The 16,861-nt window shown below is 67.0% G+C and carries 14 protein-coding genes and 1 pseudogene; 10 read left to right on the forward strand and 5 right to left on the reverse strand.

Going from position 1 to position 16,861, the window contains the following annotated elements; translation table 11 throughout:
• The first annotated feature begins 75 nt into the window (after positions 1–75).
• Both ACIRSS_RS23630 and ACIRSS_RS23635 read left to right on the forward strand, forming a co-directional pair.
• Positions 76–330, forward strand: coding sequence for a hypothetical protein (locus ACIRSS_RS23630; protein WP_400898323.1), 255 nt, complete (start codon positions 76–78; stop codon positions 328–330).
• 72 nt (positions 331–402) lie between these two features.
• Positions 403–2,505 (forward strand): tetratricopeptide repeat protein, encoded by a 2,103-nt coding sequence (locus ACIRSS_RS23635; RefSeq protein ID WP_400898325.1) that lies wholly within the window; start codon positions 403–405, stop codon positions 2,503–2,505.
• 52 nt (positions 2,506–2,557) lie between these two features.
• On the opposite strand, the pseudogene cutA reads toward ACIRSS_RS23635, so the two are convergent.
• The 3 genes and pseudogenes from cutA to ACIRSS_RS23650 all read right to left on the reverse strand — a co-directional run.
• Positions 2,558–2,839 (reverse strand): annotated as a pseudogene (gene cutA / locus ACIRSS_RS23640) (divalent cation tolerance protein CutA); the annotation flags it as partial.
• A gap of 74 nt (positions 2,840–2,913) precedes the next feature.
• Entirely contained in the window at positions 2,914–3,297 is a 384-nt protein-coding gene (locus ACIRSS_RS23645; protein WP_400898327.1) for a hypothetical protein, read from the reverse strand.
• Position 3,298: 1 nt separating this feature from the next.
• Entirely contained in the window at positions 3,299–4,777 is a 1,479-nt protein-coding gene (locus ACIRSS_RS23650) for a transcriptional regulator (protein ID WP_400898329.1), read from the reverse strand.
• A 354-nt stretch (positions 4,778–5,131) separates the two neighbouring features.
• On the opposite strand from ACIRSS_RS23650, the gene ACIRSS_RS23655 reads away from it, so the two are divergent.
• From ACIRSS_RS23655 to ACIRSS_RS23690, 8 genes are all read left to right on the forward strand, one after another.
• Positions 5,132–5,371 carry a hypothetical protein gene (locus ACIRSS_RS23655; protein ID WP_400898331.1) on the forward strand — a complete coding sequence of 80 codons (240 nt, stop codon included), beginning with the start codon at positions 5,132–5,134 and terminating at the stop codon, positions 5,369–5,371.
• An 86-nt stretch (positions 5,372–5,457) separates the two neighbouring features.
• A complete protein-coding gene (locus tag ACIRSS_RS23660) occupies positions 5,458–6,261 on the forward strand; it encodes a hypothetical protein (protein WP_400898333.1) in 804 nt (267 codons plus the stop codon).
• Positions 6,239–7,702, forward strand: coding sequence for a B12-binding domain-containing radical SAM protein (locus ACIRSS_RS23665; RefSeq protein WP_400898335.1), 1,464 nt, complete (start codon positions 6,239–6,241; stop codon positions 7,700–7,702). Before ACIRSS_RS23660 ends, ACIRSS_RS23665 begins: the two co-directional genes overlap by 23 nt.
• A complete protein-coding gene (gene tmk, locus ACIRSS_RS23670; protein WP_400898337.1) occupies positions 7,699–8,340 on the forward strand; it encodes a dTMP kinase in 642 nt (213 codons plus the stop codon). The genes ACIRSS_RS23665 and tmk overlap by 4 nt, the downstream gene beginning before the upstream one ends.
• A gap of 73 nt (positions 8,341–8,413) precedes the next feature.
• Complete coding sequence (locus tag ACIRSS_RS23675) at positions 8,414–8,875, forward strand: NUDIX domain-containing protein (protein WP_400898339.1); 462 nt, start codon at positions 8,414–8,416, stop codon at positions 8,873–8,875.
• A 603-nt stretch (positions 8,876–9,478) separates the two neighbouring features.
• Positions 9,479–9,877 carry a hypothetical protein gene (locus tag ACIRSS_RS23680; RefSeq protein ID WP_400898341.1) on the forward strand — a complete coding sequence of 133 codons (399 nt, stop codon included), beginning with the start codon at positions 9,479–9,481 and terminating at the stop codon, positions 9,875–9,877.
• Positions 9,878–9,888: 11 nt separating this feature from the next.
• Positions 9,889–12,009, forward strand: coding sequence for a tetratricopeptide repeat protein (locus ACIRSS_RS23685; RefSeq protein ID WP_400898343.1), 2,121 nt, complete (start codon positions 9,889–9,891; stop codon positions 12,007–12,009).
• A 538-nt stretch (positions 12,010–12,547) separates the two neighbouring features.
• Positions 12,548–12,946 carry an exonuclease domain-containing protein gene (locus ACIRSS_RS23690; RefSeq protein ID WP_400898345.1) on the forward strand — a complete coding sequence of 133 codons (399 nt, stop codon included), beginning with the start codon at positions 12,548–12,550 and terminating at the stop codon, positions 12,944–12,946.
• 210 nt (positions 12,947–13,156) lie between these two features.
• Here ACIRSS_RS23690 and ACIRSS_RS23695 read toward each other — a convergent pair whose 3' ends face one another.
• Both ACIRSS_RS23695 and ACIRSS_RS23700 read right to left on the reverse strand, forming a co-directional pair.
• Positions 13,157–16,144 carry a hypothetical protein gene (locus ACIRSS_RS23695; protein WP_400898347.1) on the reverse strand — a complete coding sequence of 996 codons (2,988 nt, stop codon included), beginning with the start codon at positions 16,142–16,144 and terminating at the stop codon, positions 13,157–13,159.
• Positions 16,074–16,640, reverse strand: coding sequence for a hypothetical protein (locus ACIRSS_RS23700; RefSeq protein WP_400898349.1), 567 nt, complete (start codon positions 16,638–16,640; stop codon positions 16,074–16,076). Before ACIRSS_RS23700 ends, ACIRSS_RS23695 begins: the two co-directional genes overlap by 71 nt.
• Between the last annotated feature and the right edge of the window lie 221 nt (positions 16,641–16,861).

A 16,861-nucleotide genomic window follows, 5' to 3' on the forward strand; every position in this document is an offset into this window, starting at 1 on the left:
CCACGTGCTCCTCCTAGAGGAGAAGTCCCCTCAGTTGCTCCTGTCGCAGGCCAGGGCTCTGGTTTGTCTTCCTTTGTGCCCCCCGACTTCCGGTGCCGGCAGGAGTGTGAACACGCCGACGACAAGCGGACGATCCACGTTCACAGGAACCTCTGGTACGTCGTCGCAGTCCTAGACCCGATCGTGACCGCGTGGGGTGATGCCGACATCCCCTTTGCTGACGGGCTGTCGTTGGAGGCGACGATGCGCCGTGTCGGACGTTGGTTGGAGAAACGCCGCGACATTGTGACCGACCGGTTGAGAGAGTATCGCCAGACCGCCCCCGCCTGACCAGCCCTCCTTGCAGAATGCGCCTGACAGCTCTGCCTTGAAGTGGTGCCTGCTACGGCGGACACTCGGAGCATGGATGTGACGAAGCTCGCCCTTGACGGGTTGCCCGACCAACCCGTCTTCGTGGGGCGGGACGCCGAGCTGCGGCGGCTCGCGGAGGCTCTCCAGCCGGGCGGGCGTCCCGTCGTGACGACGATCGAGGGACTGGGCGGAGTCGGGAAGACGGCGCTCGCTCTCAAAGCCGCGACTACCGCCGCCCGCGCGGGGTGGTTTCCCGGCGGAGTGGTCATGGCCGACATCCAGGCCTACGAACAGGCCGGCGAGGATACGGTGGCGTCCGCGGTGGTGGCCGGTCTGCTGGACGCGACCGGAACGGCTGCCGAGCACATCCCGCCCGGGCTTGAGGACCGGACGCGGCGCTGGCGGTCGGTGCTAGCCAAGCGCGCCGCCATGCTGATCATCGTCGACAACGCTGCCGGCCCTGAGCAGGTTCGCCCGGTGCTGCCGGGCGCGTCCAGCCAAGGGCGGCACCGGGTGCTGGTGACCTCGCGCCACTCGTTAGCCGCGTTGCAGGGTACCCAGTGTATGAAGCTCGGGGTGCTGACGGTGGACGAGGCGGTCGCGTTGCTCGAGGTCGATCTTGAGGCGGCGTGTGCGGAGCACGGGCGTGTGCGGGCGTTCCCGGAAGCGGCGCGGCAGGTCGCGGAGCTGTGCGGTCACCTGCCACTGGCGCTTGAGATCGGTTCTGCCATGCTGCGGCAAGATCCACACCTGTCGCTGGTTGAACTGGCGGAGCTGCTGCGCTGTGAGACCGATCGGCTCGATGAGCTGAACTTCGGCGGCGCGCCGGCCGTCCGGGCGACATTCGACGTGTCCTACCGGAAGCTGGCGGCCGAGGAGGCCCGCGGCTTCCGGCTTCTGTCAATCAACCCAGGGCCGGTCGTTGGCACGGAAGCTTTTGCGGCGCTGGCAGACCTTCCTGTACGGACAGCGGGGCGGGTCCTGCGTGAACTTGCGCGGGCGCACCTGGTCAGCTCGGTGGGCGCGAGCCGGTGGCGCATGCACGACCTCGTTCGGTTGTACGCCGCTGAACTAACGCAGCCCAAGGAGACGGAAGCCGGTGGCGAACGTCTCGTCCGCCACTACCTACGCATTGCCAGAGCGGCCGAGAGGCATCTCGATCTGCAGGGGAAAGCGGCGCCCGACAAGACGTTCAGTGACCGCAGGACGGCGCTGGCCTGGCTGGACGCCGAACGAGCGAACCTGGTCGGCGCGACGACGCTCGCCGACAATGCGGACGCGGTAGATCTGGCTGCGACGCTGCACAGCTACCTGGAGCTGCGCCACCACTGGCAGGACGGGATCACGACAGCGAAGGCAGCACTCAGCGGTGCTCGCCGGCTCCGCGACCGGCAGGCGGAGTGGATCGCGTTGTCCCACCTTGGACACGCCCACCGCGACGGCCACAACTACGACCAGGCGTTCGAATGCCACCTACAGGCCCTCGAAATCTGCCGCAAGACCGGCAACCGGGGAGCCGAGGCATACAACCTGAGCGCGCTGGGCAATGCGTGCGCCGCCCTCGGTCGCATCGAAGAAGCCATTGCTCACAACGAGGAATCCCTGCGTATCCGCCGTGCACTCGGCGACCGTTACGGCCAGCGCCTCACCCTCAATCACCTGGGCAACGCCTACCGGCTGGCCGGCCGTGGCCAGGACGCGATCGACTGTTACCTGGAGTCTCTCCGCCTCTGGAGCGAGATGGGCGATCCCTTGGGGAACGGGCGGACGTTGACGAACCTGGGAGCGGCCTACCACGACCAAGGCCGGCTCACTGAAGCGATCGACTGCTACGTGCAGGATCTCGATATCGCCCAGAAGCTCGAGGACCGCCCCGCCGAGGCATTCACCCTCACGAAGTTGGGTCATGTCCACCGCGAGTCCGGCCAGCACGACCAGGCACGCGACTGCTACCAGCGCGCACTGGAGATCAGTGAGGAACTGGTGGATACACGAGCGACGCTCAACCTTCTTCTGGAGCTTGATCGGCTCGATGGGACCATTTCCCGGCTGGTCTGGGGCGAAGGGGTGACCCGGGGGGCCGCACGCTTCTCAGCAGGTGCCGACTGCGGACCCCCCTGCTACGAAGTCGTGCGCGACTATCACGACGACTGACATCGGCGTCCGGTGGATGCGGCCGCCGTTCGGGTAAACCCTTCAGGTAGCCGGCGGAGCCGCGCACAAGCTCGACGGCTGTCACCTCGGGTTTGTCCCGTGGGTGCTGCTCGATGATGTGCGCTTCGAGTTCGGCATAGCGAGCGTCGGTGGTCTTGAACGTCACGTTCCACTCCTCGCCCTCGCCTTGCTCGCCGAGATGCCAGAAGAACGACGCCACAGGTTCGGTGACTTGCGCGGTTGCTGCCAGGTGCGCGGCCACCGCCGATACGGCGATCTTCGCGCCGGACGCGCGGTCGGGGTTAGTTGTGGTAACAACTAGGTGATCAGCCATACGACCAGCCTAGATAGGGATCGCGTGACAGGCACGCGCCATGATCGGACAATGGCGCCGAGCCGCCCGACGAATTAGCGAGGATTCGCGCTCGATTGCTCAATTCGTTCAAATATGTCCGAGTCTGTCTCCTGCTGCCAATCCGGCAGCTGGTCCCAGTCGGCGACATAGGCTGGTTTCGGATCGGGTATGTGCTTGTAGATTTGGCCGGTCCAGCACAGGCTGACGAACCGGCCCTTCTGTTCGCGGGTGAGCTTGGTTGCGGCGCCGCTGGTCACTTCGATGAAGGCTGCCACCTGTTCGTAGACCGCGGTGGCGCTCTGGCGTTCCCAATCGGGAGTCTCGTCCCAAGGCGTGACGTAGCTGGGTTTCGGTTCGCCGGGGTAGTACTTGGTGACGCCGGCAATCCAGGCTTCGCGGAAGATGCGGCCGTGCTCTTCGGACAACGAGGACTCCATCTCAAGCGTGGACGGTCTTGAGCCGGCTGATTTCCTGCTCAAGGTGGCGGACGTGGGTGTCGGCACGAAATGGTGCCAGTTGTGGACGGAGGGCAGCCAGTTTGCGCCCGACGTACCCGGCCGAGCCGGTCTGCCGTGCGACGTCGAGCGCGGCGTTGCCGTAGGTGACGAGCTGGTGGGTGTCGCGTCGCTGTACGCCGATCGTCGCCAGGTCCGTCAGGACGCTGCCTCGACGCCGAGGCGAAATTTCCTGGTGGAGGGCGCTGGTCAAGGTGGCTTCGGCCAGGTCCGGGCGTCCAAGCTCGACGTAGCAGGCGCCGCGTTCCTCGGCGAGGCGGGAGCCTTCGAAGCGCAGCCAGCCGCCGGTGTGTACGGGCCCGTCGAGGTTCGTGACCTCTTCCGCCTTGGCGAGGGCTTGCTCGCAGGCGGTGAGGTCGCCGAGGCCGGCGTGGGTTTGAGCCTGGACGGCGGCGACCCAGTGTCGCGTGGACAGACGTGAGTTCCCGCGACGGGCCAGGGTAGCGGCTCCTTCAAGAAGCGGTGCGGCTTGCTCGAATTGGCGCTCGTAGACCCCGATGAAGGCGTGCCGCGTCATAGCGCAGGCCCACAGGTCGTAGGCGCCGGCCTCTTTGCTGGCGCTGGCGGCGAGGGCGTAGCACTGCGCTGCATCGGTGTACTGGTCGCCGTCGAAGAAGATCTCGCCGCTGAGCTGGAACAGGTCAGCGGTTGCCGTGCACAGCTTGCGGTGTACTGCCGAGGTCTGCGGATGCTGGAGTGCTGCCCGGAGCGCGCCGAGCTGCTTGCGCACGACTGGCAGGGCAGCTTGCTTGGTCTGGGAGCGGGAGAAGACCTGCCACAGTTGAGCATTCAGCCGTTCGTGTTCGGCGGCCGTCGCGAGATCGATCCGTCCGGCGGTGACGGCGTGCTCGAGGCGATCCAGGTCGACCTGCTCGTCGAGCCCGGGAACCGCGAGGAGGGCTCCGGTCATGGATATCAGCCGCAGGAGCTCACGGCGGTTCATGGCGTCCACCTGTCGTGACGGCTCCACGGCAGTGGTCGACGCCCGCCCGGTGTCGTGACCTTGCGGGGGAGAACCCGGAACGGAGAACCACAGCAGAGCAGTGGGGATTCGGAGAACACGCGCCCACTGTATGAGCTTTGCCAGATCTTGGGTCGGTGCGCCGGTCTCGATGCGGCTCAGCTGCGTCTGCGTGAGGCCGACCCAGCCGGCGACCAGCGTCTGCGGCAGCGGCTGCCGGTGCCAGGGATTGCGCCGATAGGCGTGGATGACCCGGCCCATGTGCCGAGCGGCCAACGCGTCCCGCAGCTGTTCTGTGTCCCAGAAGCTCGGCGGCACCTCTGGCGCGCTGACCAGGGTGTTCAGCGACCTCCGGCCGCATGGACCGCACGTCGACGCGGGATTGTCCTGAGCCAGGCGCGCGCCACAGCGGCAGTAGCGGGCGGTGCGGGAAACGCTCATCTCGCAGGACCTCGGCGCTGGTCGACTGACTGTCGGTATGACAGTGATCACTGTATGCGCTCTATGGCGTAGTGGCTATGCGTCGGACGCATACCCGTCACGCAGGTCTCGTCATGATCTTCTCTCGCGCCGTGACCCAGGCTGGTACCAGGCACCCCGGCGGTCGGTCGCACCGCTGCACCTGGCGACGCCGGACGTCATCCACCGCGGCGCGGTCCCGCTTCGCCCGTGTTCGACGTGGTCCCGGCCGCCGGGTGCCTCCAGGACCCACGAGGAAACGAGGTATGACATGACCGGTCGCCTTAACCACGACACCCGGCGGATGTCGGCGGCGCGCGTGGACAGGTGGTCGCGGTGACCGAGTTCATCGTCGTCTACGCGGTGGCTGTCGCAGCCACGATGGCGGTCTTGGCGGTCGCGACACTGGTCGGACGGGCCACGCGCGCAAACGTCACGCGATCGACGTTCCTACCTTGTCGCCGTCGTGCGTTGTCCGCCGTCACGGAGTCGGCGGTGGAGGTCGAGCGGCGCGTCGTCAACAGCACCAGGTCAGTCCACCGTCACCGCGCAACCGCCGTCGGCGCACGCCGATGAGACGCACCTTGGCCGAGAGGGAGCGTTCACCTCCCGTGAGAATGCCAGGACACCAGCGAGAAAGGCCGAACGTGGCGTATCCGACCATGATGCTCGACCACCCCGGATGGCTCCGTGGACCCGATGGCCGTGCACGGCGCGTCCTCCGCTCGGCCAACGCAGTGTGGTCGGTGATCTGCTCGCCCGCGCCCGAGGGCGGCCACACCGTCGACATGGTTCCCCTGGTCGGCAGCACCGACCGCGCACCCCTCGTGGACACGATCGACCCGGAGAACCTGACCGGCGACCCGACCGTGTGCGCTCCGCTGCAGGCCGATGGCCCCATCGCGCGGGTACGGACCGCAGACGTGTGGGAAGCGCTCGGCACCGCGATCACCCGGCAGGTGATCAAGGCCGCGACGGCGCGAGACAACTACCGCCGCTTCTGCGAGGCCCATGGCCAGCGGTACGACACCGCGGCCGGCCCGGCGTGGTCGTTTCCAGCGCCCGAGGTGGTCCTCGACTTGCCGGACGAGGCGTTCGATGCGCTGCGGATGAAGTTCTTCCGCGACGGTCTGCGCGCCGCCGCTGACGCAGCACTCACCGCGGCCAGCAACTGGGCCAGCATGACCGGCGACCAGCTCCTGGACGCGGTGCAGAGCGTGCGCCGGATCGGCCCGTGGACGGCCGGCGCCACGGTCGCCGACGTCACCAACGACTACAGCCTCTATCCCTTCGCCGACCTCGCCGTGCGCACGTGGGCGGGCAAGCTCGCCCCCTCGGTCGACTGGCCGAAACCCGAACCTGAGTTCGGGCGGTTGTGGCAAGCGATGGCCGGCGCGCAGCTGTCCGAGTGGACGCTGCTCACTCTCGCTTGGGGAGTTCGACATGCCACAGGAGTTGCTCTCTGACCTGATCGCCGGCGCCGACCTGACACGTGAAATCGACGCCCTGTTCGTCAACGCGCCGCTGCGCGACTACGACGAGCGCCCGCGGTTGAACGACTTCACGCTGCCGGTGCTCGGCATGGCCTACATCGCCACCCACGCAGCCGCGCGGGGCTTCAACGTCGGCGTGCTCGACGCCGAGGCCCACGGGCTCGGCGTCGAACAGACCGCCCGCCTGATCAACGCGGCCGCGCCGCGGTGGGCCGGGTTCAACCTGCTGGCCCCGACCTACGAGATCAGTGCCCGGATCGCCGAGCGGCTCGACCCCAGCATCATGCTCATGCTCGGCGGGCACCAGGCGAAAGCCATGCCGACCGAGATCCTGCTCGACCAGCGAATGAGCCAGTGCGAAGCCCTGGTGATCGGCGAAGGCGAAACGCGCGTCGCGGCCCTGCTCGACGACCACCGAGGACGGACCGAGCTGCCCGGGGTGATGTGGCTCGACCCGATCATGCACACCCCGGTCACAGGCGGAATCGGCATCAAGAACGGGCACTACCTCGCACCGGACATCAACGGCTTGCCGTTCGTCGACCGCGGCTACCTGGCGCAGGACCCGCACCACGACGGCGGCCGGCTCGAGGCGAACCTGGTCGGCGCCCGCGGCTGCCCCTACGACTGCTCGTTCTGCGGCGCCGCGGTGTCGGCGAACCCCGATATCAGCATCCGTACGCGGGAGCCGCACAACATCCTCGACGAAATGCACCAACTTCGCGACGCGGGTGTGAGCGCCTTCCGGTTCGTCGACGACCTGTTCCTCGGCGTCCCGCGCGTCATCAAGACGATGATGACCGCGTTCACCGCAGACCAGGTCGGCGACTGGGCGCAGTGGGACGCCACCGGCCGCATCAACGTGCTGAACCGGACGAGCGACGACATGCTCGACACCCTCGTCGCGAACGGCCTGCGCGAGGTCGCGCTCGGCGTCGAGTCCGGCAACGCGCGGATGCTCGAGCGGATCGACAAGCGCATCACCGCGGACATGGCGCGGTCGGTGGTGCGCCGGCTCGCCGAGCGGGGGATCAACGTGAAGGGGTATTTCATCGTCGGGTTTCCGACGGAGACGTGCGCCGAGATCGACGACACCGTGCGGCTCGTGCACGACCTATGGGACATCACCGACGGCCTCCCCGGCCGGTTCCGTGCCTCGGCCTTCGAGTACCGCCCGTACCCGGGGACGCCCGACTGGGGTGAGCTGATGAAGTCCGGCCGGTACACCGCCGAGCAGCTGCTCAACTACAGTGCCGTTGACCTCACCTCCGGCGGTGTCGACGAGTCGATGCGCGAGCGCGACGAGTTCAATTTCTCCGTCAACCTCCAGTTGAGCGAGGCACCGATCGACTACGTCCGGCGCAGCCTGGTCACGGTGACTCGCGCGCAGTTCGACCGGAGGGCGGCCGCGTGAGGCGATGGAACCGCGGGCTGTTCGTCACCATCGACGGCCCGGCCGGCGTCGGCAAGACCACGACAACCCGACTGCTGCACGAGCACCTCGGTCGGCGCGGGTATCAGGTGTACGCCACGACTCAGCCGTCCCACGGCGTGCTCGGCGAGACGGCCCGGCACAACAGCGACACCTACCGCGGACACACGCTCGCGTGCCTGGTCGCCGCCGACCGGTACCACCACCTCGAGCAGGAGGTGCGGCCGCAGCTCGCCGCGGGGGCCATCGTCGTCTGCGACCGCTACGTCGCCTCGTCCTACGTGCTGCAATGCATGGACGGCGTACCGCTGCCGTTCGTCGAGGCGATCAACGCGGCGGCCGACGTCCCCGACCTCGCTGTCATCTTGCAGGCGCCGCCGGATGTGGCGGCGGCGCGGGTAGCCGGTCGTGGTGCGCACGACCGGTTTCACACCGGCGAGGATAGCAGCCGCCGGGAGTGCGGGCTGTACGAGAAGGCCGCCGTGCGGCTCGCGCGGTGGCGGTATCCCGTGCTCGCTGTGGACACCGCCGGCGCCTCACCGGCGACGGTCGCGAGCTACCTCACGGAGCGAATCGCCGAGTTAGTGGAGGGTCCCGCCGCAGAGGTGGCCACGGCGTAGCCTGCCCTGCGAGTCCGCCGGCGCGGGTGGGCTCGCAGGTTCAGCACCCCGCCACCCGTGAGGATCTCGCCGGATGCCCAACGGCCAGCACACCGTCATCGACGTCCACGTTCTGCTCGTCCGCGGCACTCATCTGCTGCTTACACAGCGGCGCGGCGGCTACGGCGAGGGGAAGTGGCACCTTCCCTCAGGCAAGCTCGACGCCAACGAGTCCCTGCCGGCCGGCGCGGCACGCGAAGCCGCCGAAGAGGTCGGCGTACACATCGACCCGGCCGAGCTGCGACACGCGCACACCGTTCACGTCGCGGGCTCTGGGCCAGTGCCGCGGCTCGGCGTGTTCTTCGAGGCTCGTCGCTGGTCCGGGGAGCCGTACAACCGCGAGCCCCAGAAGTGCTCGGCCGTCGAATGGTTCCCGCTCGACGACCTGCCCGACGACGTGATCCCGTACCCCCTTGCCGGCATCCGGGGCTATCTCGACAGCCAGACCTTCGGCGTGCTCGGATGGGCCGACGAACGAAGTAAGGCCCTGACCTGAGCCGGGCCACGTCGGGGGAAATCGGTCCACAACCAGTTCGTCCGCGTCGGTCGGCGACCACGCTCGATACAGCGGGTTTGGCGTGGCGCGTCGCGCCGTCTGGCTGAGCCAGTGTGCCGACCAGGTTGAGGCCGTCCGGTGCGCGAAGAGTTGTCGGAGCCGACCTCCTCCGGGCGTAGACATCACTGATTTTTCCCGTGAGTTTTGACCGCACTTGTTCGTGGATTCTGACCGCACATGTCGATCACCTGTCATGATCAATGTCGCTGGGTTTCAACCGCACCATCGAGTTTCTCGCGATCAAGTCGGGCCGCTACCCGACGCCCCTCCAGGTCGTTCGTCCTCCGCTTCGGGCTGGGCGCTCCAGGTGTCGCTTGCCCTGTTGCGGGACCATGACGTCGCCAACAGCGGGCCCCGACGGCAGAGCAGAAGTGGAACAGGTTGTCGCGCTATCGATTTACCAAGGCTGCGTTCCTGACCGACCGATAGGCGGCATGAGCGGACGTTGGCGATGCGGGCGGTTTCGGTGTGGCGTGTAGCAGGCTGCTCGGTTCGGTCGATACTGGTGGCTGACAGTCCGGCGTCGAGGCGAGGGGGATTGGTGTGATCGAGTCGGTGGAGCTGGTAGTGGCGGCGCTGGCGGCTGGTGCGAAAGAGACGGCATCGACGGCAGTCAAGGACGCGTACGCCGGGGTGAAGTCGCTGACGGTGCGCACGCTGCGCCGCGCGGAGCCGGCGCCGGCCGAGGTCGTGGAGCGGGTGGAAGCCGACGCGGTCGCGTCGGCCGGGGACGAGAGCGGCGCCGCGGGGCGTCGTAAGCTCACCGCCGCCCTGACCGCGGCGGACGCCGGAGCCGATGAGGAGCTGGTGGCGGCGGCGCTGAAGGTGCTGGAGCTGACCGACCCCGACGGGACCCAGGCGGCCAAGTACCGGGTCCTGTTGCACGGCAACAAGGGTGTGCAGATCGGTGACCACAACACCCAGACCAACACCTTCCACTGACCCGGCCCTCGATGCCCGCCGACCCGACGTCGCCACGGCCGGAACCTTCCGGCTCCGCTGGCTCGCCGCCGCCAGCGCATACGGTGCACAACAGCCATGGGGTCCAGACCGGTAGCCACAACACGCAGAACAACTACAACACGGTGACGCAGGCTCCGCTGCCTGCGATCGAGTCGGTGCCGGCGGTGCCGGGCCTGTCCCGGATTCCTCTCGACACGGCGCTGTTCGTGGGCCGCTCCGACGAGCTGAACCAGCTCGAGGAGGTGTTGAGCGGGTCCGGGCGGGCGGCGGTGGTCGCGGTACACGGTCTGGGCGGGGTGGGTAAGAGCACGCTGGCGGCCCGGTTCGCGCACCAGCACGCCGACCGGTTCGAGTTCCGGTGGTGGATCACCGCCGACTCCGCGCCCGCCCTCGACACCGGCCTGGCCGACCTCGCCGAAACGCTCCAGCCCGCCACCGCGGACCTGCCTGCCGAGCAGCGCGCTGCTCTGGGTGTGCGGTGGCTGGCCACCCACGATGACTGGCTGCTGGTGCTGGACAACGCGACCAGCCCACAGGACGTGGCGGGTTTGTTGAGCCGGGTGCGGACCGGCACGGTGGTGATCACCAGCCGTCAGCGCTCCGGGTGGCGGGCTGGGGAGACGGTGGCTCTGGACGTGCTCGCCGCCGGCGAGGCGGCGGCGTTACTGGCCCGGATCGTGCGGTCGGAGTGGCCGGACGCGGACCTGGCCGGCGCGGACCGACTGTGCAGCGAGCTTGGGTGGCTGCCGCTGGCAGTCGAGCAAGCAGGCGCTTACCTGGCCCAGACCCGCACCAGCCCGGCCGCCTATCTCGAGCTGCTGGCGCGGTTTCCGGCACGGATGTTCACCGCGACAGCAGAGGGCGGTGACGCGCAGCGGACGATGGCGAGGGTCTGGCACGTCACCCTCGACCGCCTAACCGACACCCCGGCCGCGGGACAGGTGCTGCGGCAACTGGCCTGGTTCGCCCCCGACGGCATCCCCCGCGACCTGCTGGCCCGTGAAGTAGCGGAGCCGGAGCTGTCCGAGGCGCTGGGCCGCCTTGCTGCCTACAGCATGATCACCTTGACCGTGAACACGGTGGCGGTGCACCGCCTCGTTCAAGCGGTCACCCGCACACCCGACCTGACCGACCCGCATCGTCAGCCCGCCGACATCGCCACCGCCCGCGACACCACCGCGACCTGTCTGGCCGCCGCCCTCTCCGGTCTGGATCCGGACACTCCCGCGGGCTGGCCTGCCTACCGGACCGTTCTGCCCCATGCGCGAGCGCTGCTGGAACACACCACACCCGACACCGACACCACGCACACCAGCCTCCTGCTCAACCAGTTGGGCCTCTACCTCAAAGGGCAGGGCGATCTCGGCACCGCCATCGCTTACTTCACTCGCGCGTGCGGCAGCAACCAACGCCTCAACGGCCCCGACCACCCGAACACGCTGACCTCGCGGAACAACCTGGCCTACGCCTACCGTTCGGCGGGTGATCTGGGGCGGGCGATCCCGTTGTATGAGGTGACCCTCGCCGATCGGGAGCGAGTGCTGGGCGCAGATCATCCGCATACGCTGAGCGCGCGGAACAACCTGGCCTACGCCTACCAGTCGGCGGGTGATCTAGGCCGGGCGATCCCGCTGTACGAGGCCACCCTCGCCGATCGGGAGCGAGTGCTGGGCGCCGATCATCCGAGCACGCTGCTCTCGCGGAACAATCTGGCCTCCGCCTACCGGTCGGCGGGTGATCTGGAGCGGGCGATCCCGCTGTTCGAGGCGACCCTCGCCGATCGGGAGCGAGTGCTGGGCGCCGATCACCCGGACACGCTGTCCTCGCGGAACAATCTGGCCTCCGCCTACCGGTCGGCGGGTGACCTGGGGCGGGCGATCCCGCTGTTCGAGGCGACCCTCGCCGATCTGGAGCGCGTGCTCGGCGCCGATCACCCGGACACGCTGTCCTCGCGGAACAACCTGGCCATCGCCTACCAGGCGGCGGGTGACCTGGAGCGAGCGATCCCGCTGTACGAGGCCACCCTCGCCGACAGCGAGCGAGTGCTAGGACCCGGCCATCCCACCACCCGGATCATCCGCTCAAACCTCGATAGGGTGCGACCGACCTAAGGCTGCCACCGTCCGGTCGTTACGGTACCGGCCCACGGTGGCACCGAATATTCGATCATCGGCATTTCCGGACGTTCCAGTCGTCATCGCCAAGATCGATCCGGACGGCAGATCTGGAACACGTTCTCCCGGCGAATCACCTGCCGTTGGTGGTCCACTGACTAGCAACGTGATGATTCCGCATCGGATGGCCGACGACAGCGCGTGGACTTGCGTCGTCGAGACGGCCACGGTCGACAAGGATTAAGGAAAAGCGAGCGTGCCCGCCGCACGAGCCGGGCATCGGGTGCGGTCGAACCTCACGAACACACACTCCTTGCCGAACCGGGCGCGGTCGGTTGTCACGGATAAACGCGGTCGCATCCGACCGAGAGAACCACATCACCGAGCGGGCCGCCGTGGTAACCGACTTTGCCGTGAAGCAACCGCGCCACTTCTTGCAGTACGCGCTCGGATTCCAGGCCGACGACGGACGCCACCCGCGCCACGCGCACCGACACGGCCGCGCGGACATCGGATGGAAGGACACCACCAGCTCATGACGGAATGGACAAGCCTCAGCTACGTCGTTGTCGATGTCGAAGGCAACGGCCACCAGCCGCCCGACTTGGTGGAGCTGGCTGCGGTGTCGATCGTCGCCGGCGTCGTCGGGGTGCCGAGAAGCTGGCTGGTGAAGCCCGATCAGCCGATCAGTCAGTTCGCCCGCCGGATTCACGGCATCACCAACGAGCAGGTTGCCGACGCTCCGGTGTTCGGCGACAGGGGAGACGCCCACCCGGCTCTGGTGTGCCTCGTTGTCGCGACCGTCGTTATGACGTCGCTGATCGCCACGGTCGCCGTCGGGGCGACGTTCGCTCGTCGCAGCTCGACGCGGGCCGCTGCAGCGCATACGCTCGAAGCACTCCTGCACCTCATCCCGTGGTATCGGCGAGATTGACAGCCGGTCGCATCGGATGGTCGTGCCGCGCCGCCAAAAGGAGTTGTACGGCAAGCTATCCTCAACGGGAACCGCCATACCCGGCGCCACCGACTAGGAAACACTGAACGCTATGCGTCTTGACGGACATTCCAACGTTCAAGACAACGAGCCCATGGCCGCAATGAGTCGAGTCCCGCGCCCTGTACCGGAAGGAATGTGCGCCTTGTTTTATTCGGGCTCCGCAGCAATTCTCTGGGCAAGTTCGATCATGCCCCAGGCGGCCAGCGTTTGCAAGAATCGTTGGGTGAGCCGTCTGATCTCCGCGTCTTCGCTGCGATTCAAGGACCGCAGGATCGGCTCAGCCTTCCCTGCGGCGTAGTACCGTTGCTGATCACTGCCCGCGTGGTGCAGAATTATCTCGATTGTCTCCAGTGCTTCCTTTTCATGTCCTGCGAATTTCTTAACCATGTCCTGAATGATCATCGCTGGAGTTTCAATGCGCGGTGATATTTTCAAGACGGCGAGTAGTTCGTCGAACTCCCAGTCTTCCCCGAGTTTGCTTGCGTGCCACCATCGAGGGAAGCCAGCGACCATGCGCGCAGCTCCAGTAGGGTCTCCGGTTCGTCGCTCGGCTCGTCGCCGCCACCATGTCCAGAGCCTGCGCAGACCGTCCGCGGTGCTCTCATCGACAGACGTCGAGTGCTGGAGGGCGAAGCCGAGTTGCGTGAATGCGTCGCCCGCCCACTGTGAGCGGAAGACGGGCTTCAGGCGCGGGTCCTCGACGTTCAGGATGCCCCACACGACGAACAGCAGGATGTGATCCAGCAGCCTCTGCCGGGTGTCGCGTGGACTCCCTTGCCGCCCTCTCGGCGGCTTCGATAATGCATGAAGCGCAGACTCGTAGTGGGGCTGCAGCAAGCCCCATGTACTGGAGTACGGGCCGTCGGACAAGAGGTAGCTGTCGAACGCGACCTGACCAAGCCGCCGGTCGAGCGTGAGTGCAGCGTCTTGCGTCGGTTGCCGATGGTCGGTCCGCGGCGTAGCCGCAGCTTCTGTGGGGCCGAAGATCTCGTTGATGTGCGCGCGTGTCCACGTCGGCATCTGGTGGTGCAGCTGCGGGATGTGTTGCCCGTAGACCGATCGGATCGCCGGTGAGGGATCGAGGCTGACGTCCAGGTGACGATTCAGCAACGTGGTGACCTGCGTCGGGAGAGACGTTTCTGTGCCACCTTGCCGGTGCCACCACCCGATGAACGCCATGATCGCGTTCATTGCTATCCCTCGCACCGAGTTGATTGATCGGAACGTGGGATCGGAGGTAGCGGCGTCGTCGGCCTCATCGGCGTGTGTGGGATCGGGGCTGCCGAGAAGTTGCGTGAGGATCGCGAGGATACCATCGGCGTGATCAAGTGTGAGCCCGGAGGCGGTTGCGGTGAGGCTTGTGTCGATCAGGTAGGCCAGGCTCCGGTGTAGCCATCGTGGCGAGTCGGGCGCGTGCTGCGCATCAGGCTCGCCGGTGTCCGGGAGATTCGCGATGATCGTGCTGGCGTCCAGCAGGTTGGACCACACAAGGCCCAACGATGGTGGTTCGTCGTCCGTGCGGTTCGCACCGGAGGTGTGAATGGCGGAGTCGAGTCCAGTGAGCAGCTTGGAGACATAGAGCGGCGCCAAGGTCGCGAACGGTGACGCGTAGGCGGTGTACTCGGCGGGTCGCAATCGAACGTCCGCCGCGAGCTGGTCGGCGAGGGACGATTCGGGACTGTCGAACCACGACCGCTGCGACGGTGGATGATCGGCGAGCCAGGTAACGAGGTGCTCAACCGGCATGCTCGCCACCTCGTCAGCTGACAGGGGGGACTGCGATGTAGGCCAGGGGGACGTCACGTGGCTTAGCCCCGGATACTGCGGCCTTTCAATGCCTCGTGCTGTGAGCTCGTCCGCGATCTGCCGAAGCGGTACCGGAAGGTTGTCGGGGCCGAACAAGGCAAGCCGCTCCGAGCGCCACCGGTCGGCGAACGCGTCAACCACGTCGTCACTCGAGCCGCCCTCGAAGGCAATCAAGCGTTGTACTTCGTCGTCGCTCAGTTCCGGACCCGCGCGCACCCAATCGGCCAGCGTCGCCAGGTCGGCAGCAGAGAGGTGCGGCAGCATCGTCTGTGCTAGCAGGCCGTACTCCAGCAGGGTGGACGAGTCAGCCAATGCGGCAGCGCTCATCACGCAGTCTCGACCACGAGCACGCAGTGCCACCAAGGAATCGGCCAAGCCCTGATCGGGTTGCGGGCCGAGTCCGCCCAACTCGCTGATCATGACTGTGGCGACATGGTAGGCGACCCGCCGGTAAATCGCGTCGGGTCGGTTCAACAACTCATCAATGACGTCCGGTTGGCCGGTTCTGCGCGTGTACTCCAAGGCAGAGTCACGCAGCCCATCGATCAGCGAATCCGTGTCACCATCGAGGTGCTGATTTTCTCGGCGTGCTCCAATCGACACCCGGCCAAAGTTGACCCGATCCAGGTGATGTTGGGCATCCGCGCGCTGGTCGAGCGCGTCGGCGAAGACGCCGACGCCGGCGGGGCCGGCCTCTGCGAGTGGCCGGCTGAGCGCCTGGGCCATTTCGCCAAGGACATACTCGTCGTGTACGGCGTTCAGCAAGGCCAACGTGATAACCACTCCGGCGTCCGTGTCGCCAAGCTGCAGAAATGCCGTCGTCAGGCTCGTCAGAGCACGTTCATCAAGCCAAGCGGCGTACGGACCGCGTATCCACGACACCACGGCGCCGTCAAAAGTGGCGGCCCTTTGCGGCGGCAAGGCCAGCAGAGCCGTCACGAGATGCCGCTGAACGAGCGGGTTGGTGGTGCCCTCAATCGTCTCGATGATGCCCTCGGCCGTCTCCGGCACACTCCCGGCCACCCGAGCCAGGTACGCGGCCGGAGGCCAATCGCTGATCTGAGCGGTTCCAGCGTCGTCGACGGCAGGCTCGGGTATGCGCTCCGCGTCGAACCACCCGCGAGCGGCCAGCGGAGCCAGCCAGAGCGGATTGTCCAGCCTCTCAAGAAAATACAGCAGCCGCCGCGGGTGCCGTACCAGGCTCTCCGCCCGATCCAGCTGTTCCGGGGTCGGTACGGGCCAAACAACGTCCCGCTGCTCAGCCATTGTTGCCGCCATCCAGGCTGGCTGCACCCTCGCCGTCACCGGCGGCCGTTCCTGCACCGCCACCATCCGGGTCCTCTGCCGCCGAGGATGCCGGCCGCGTTTGCGCGAGCAGGTCATCCAGGTCTGCCACGACGTCCAACGGTGCGAGCACTCCCCGCATCACCTCTTCCAAGAAGACGAAGTCCTCAACTAGCTGAGCTTCCGTGATGGGCGGAGGTTTCTTGTCGAAGGCGTGCACCCAGGAAAGCTGCCGGTCAATGATCTTTACCCAGCGAACCACTGTCGGGTCATTTTCCGCCGCGGTCTGTCCGTCGGGGGCATGCGGGTCCACGATCATCAACGCAGCGCGGCGACGATTGTTTCCTCGTATCCGGGTGGATACCACGAGATCCGCTGCAGCGACGACGACCGAACGCGGGACGTGGCGCGCGTCAGAGGTGCTGCCAGGTGTGGAACATCTGGGAAGGTCGGCCACGTCATCGGGCAGGCCGGCCTTGTCCCACGCAGCTGCCAGGGCCGGGATCTTGTTCTCCGTGTTGCTGCGGTCCAACCGGGCCACGTTCACAGCGTCTGGCATGTGGTTGCACAATTCACGGATGGCGTGACCCAGATGAGACATCCGAGCGGGCGCACTCGGTGTATACAAGAAGTAGATGGCCGACTCGTAGTAATCAGCCAGGAGCTGTATGCGCTCGGCGAGCAGCGCATGAAGCTTCCGGCGCTGGTCCGTCCACCCTGCGCCGTTAGGCCGCTGCACCCGAGACATAACTCAACAGGATC

This window comes from Amycolatopsis sp. NPDC101161, from assembly GCF_044768185.1.
Lineage (GTDB): Bacteria > Actinomycetota > Actinomycetes > Mycobacteriales > Pseudonocardiaceae > Amycolatopsis.